At 75.4% G+C, this 3,165-nt stretch carries 2 protein-coding genes; both read right to left on the bottom strand.

What is annotated here, in order from left to right; genetic code table 11:
- Nucleotides 1-224 precede the first annotated feature (224 nt).
- Entirely contained in the window at nucleotides 225-2,063 is a 1,839-nt protein-coding gene (locus AOK15_RS37370; protein WP_055523146.1) for a hypothetical protein, read from the bottom strand.
- Between the two features lie 177 nt (nucleotides 2,064-2,240).
- On the bottom strand, nucleotides 2,241-2,906 hold the full coding sequence (locus AOK15_RS37365; RefSeq protein ID WP_055523149.1) for a PH domain-containing protein: 666 nt from the start codon (nucleotides 2,904-2,906) through the stop codon (nucleotides 2,241-2,243).
- Nucleotides 2,907-3,165 lie beyond the last annotated feature (259 nt).

Raw genomic sequence — 3,165 nt, 5'->3', positions numbered from 1 at the left:
GCCCCCGCCCCCGCCCCAAGCGGCACGGAAAGCCCCGGCCGACGATCGTCATCGGCATCGTCATCGGCCGGGGCTTTCCGTCGTGTCCGCCCTCGTCGGCCGGGCCTTCCGTCGTTCGGCCCTCGTCGGCCCGGCCTCCGTCCGGTCCGCCCTCGGACGCCGGGAGTGCGTTCCCCGCGGGCCTCCGCCACGTTCCGCCGACCGCGGTCTCCGAGGCCGCCGCCCTACGGCACCAGCACCAACGCCGCCACCCACACCAGCCCGAGGGCCGCGCCCAGCGGCCACAGGGCCCGGCCCCGGGCGCGTTCGTCGCTCGGGGCCGTGGGCCGCAGGGCCGGGTCCTGCCACATCGCGGTGATCTCGGCGGCCGTCCGCTCGTACGGGTGGACCAGTCCGAACCGCCGCTCCAGCCGGCCCCAGCGGGGCGCGTGCGCCGTCCAGGCCGAGCCGAACCTGGGCCTGCGGCTGTCCAGCTTCAGCTCGCCGCCCTCGCACCGGACGGTCATGAGGTGGTCCCACTCGATGTGGCGGACTCCGCGCAGGCCGTTGAACCACAGCCCGTCCCGGTCGGCGGTGATGCGCCACGCCGCCATGCGCGGCAGCAGCAGGACGCCGATGACCCCGAGGAGGACTCCCGGCACGTACCGCCATCCGCCGACCTCGGACAGCACCATCAGCGCCGCCCACAGCACGACCACCAGGCAGACGGCCCGGTCCAGCCAGCCGGCCCGCCACCGCCGTACCGCCCCGGACGCCAGCCGTTCGGTGAGCCCGTCGGCGGCGGCCGCGCGCCGGTCCGCGTACACCGCGGCCCGCCGGGCCCGCGCCTTCTCCGCCGCGATCCGCAGCCGTACCGCCCGCTCGGACAGAGCCCGCACCGGCGCCATGGACGACTCGACGACGAACTCCTCGTCCCCCGAACCGCCGCCGCTCCCCGGCTCCCGCACGCCCTCCGGCGCCTTCCGCTCCCCTTCGCCCTGGCCCCTGTCACCCTCGGTCTCGCCCCGGGCCTCATCACCCTCGGTCTCGTCGCCCGGGGCCTCGTCGGCGCCGTCCCGCACGTCCTCGGGGGCGCTGACGATCACGAGTTCGCCGCCGTCGTACGGCGCTCCGTAGAGGACGGCCTCGCGCAGGGGGCCGGGCTGTGCCGCCTCCTCCGCGTCGGCGTCGAGGGAGTCGAGGAGCGCCTCCATCTCCTTCTCCTTGAGCAGGCGGGCCACCTCGTCCTCCTCGTCGCCCTCGTCGTCATCGTCGTACCACTCCTCGGCGGTGACGGTGAACATCGGCCGCAGCGCCGCCACGTCGTCGGCGGTGAAGACCTCCACGTCACCGTTGGCCCCGTCGCGCACGAGGACCCGCAGGACGGGAGCGGGGGCGCCGCGCAGCCCGGCGGCGCGGCGTCGGGCCAGCCGGCCGGAGGCCAGCGCGGTGACCCCCCAGCCGACCGTGAACCACCCGGCCAGCACGGCCTCCCGCCGGTCGGTGGGCGCGTCCCACCCGGACGCGACGAGGACGAACGCCCCGCCGAGGGCCGCGAGCACCAGCCCCAGCGCGATGAGGAACCGCCCGCGCCGCAGCGGTCCTACCCCCACCGGCACCACGGCGGTGACCCCCTCGGCGGCACTCACGGCCCACATCCGCTGGGTACGCCGCGCGCTCATCCGGAACTCGGCGAGCGCCCAGGCGGCGGTCACCAGCAGGAAGCCCACGAGGATCGGCAGGTCGTGCGTGCCGCCGTACCACGCGAGGACGAGGGTCAGTACGGGGCCGGAGACCCGCAGCACCTCGGGGCGCGCCAGGGTCCACACCAGGTGCAGGGGGACCAGCGCGGCGAGGACGGGCGGTACGTCACGGGAGTTGGCCAGCCAGAACCCGGCCGTCAGCCCGACCATGGCCAGGGCGAGCAGGTGCAGGGACCGCATCCGCACCGGCACCCACACCGGCGGCTGCGCCCGCGCCCACAGCAGTGCCTTCTCGCCGCTCCAGGCCGGGCAGCCCTCGGGCACGGCGGACTCGGGCAGCCTGCGCGTCGGCCGCCCCGGGGACTCGATGTTCGTGGTCATGGCTACCCAGACACTCGGACCGCAACGGTGCTCATCATTCGTACGACCGTACGGCCCGGGTCTGACGAGCTCTCAGTACGGGTGCCCTTCGCGGCGGGACAGAGGCGGGACAGCGGCGACCCACGTCGGCGACCCACGTCTGTCTCGCCCCCCGTCAGGCGTACCGCGCCCCCGCGCTCACCCGAGCGCGATCAGGATCGTCAGCAGTACGGCTCCCGCCGCCGCCGGCGCCATGACCTCCCAGGCCCAGCGGACGGTCGGCTCCCCCTGAGAGCCCGGGGCCTTCGCGCGGGCCTCGCACAGCTCGCGCAGGTCGGCCATGATCTGGTCGGTCTCGGCGCGGACGGTCCGCTCCTCCAGCGACGTACGGCCGCTGCTGTCGCCCTTGGCGGCCCTGCCGGTCTCCCGGGCCTGGCGCCGGGCGGCCTTCTTGCGGGCGCGCAGCGACACGGGGACGGCCCAGAGCTGGTACTTGGTCCCGGCCTCGTCGATCACCTCGTTGGAGTAGCCGGAGCGCAGCGAGACGATGGAGGCCCAGGGCAGTTCGATCACACGGAACGGGTTGCGCACCCGGAGGCGGTCGTCGTTGGCGAAGACGGCGGGTCGCACCGAGAAGGCGACCACCAGCGGCACGGCCAGCAGCAGCGCGGCCAGGGTCAGCCAGGGCGTACGTCCTCCTCCGGTGAACACCGCGTCCGTGCCGAGCCAGGTGAAGAGGCCGAGGAGCAGCACACCGCCCGCGAGACCGCCGGGCGACCGGTAGGCACGGTCCTTGTAGGCCGGCTTGGCGGGACGGGCCGGGGTGGCGGGCTCTGCGGGTTCGGCGGGCCGCGGGGCCGCCACAGCGGGCGTCTGCCGCGGTCGGGCCTGCGCGGTGTCGGGAGCGGGCTCGGTCTTCGGGGTCTCCGAGGACGGCGTGCCCTCCGATGACGTCGAGGCCGCCGAGCGCTTCCGGGTTTCCGGCTGCTCCTGGGACGACGGTCGATCCGGGGTGGTCATACTTCCGATTCTGCACGACACCCCACCCTCACCCCGCACACGGCCCCGGCCCACACCTCCCGGCTCCGCCCCGCAGGCGCGCGGCGCGGGGCCACAGGTAGAT

The sequence above is a fragment of the Streptomyces ossamyceticus genome (assembly GCF_001418475.1).
GTDB classification, from domain to species: domain Bacteria; phylum Actinomycetota; class Actinomycetes; order Streptomycetales; family Streptomycetaceae; genus Streptomyces; species Streptomyces ossamyceticus.
This window is presented reverse-complemented; position numbering and strand designations above follow the sequence as displayed.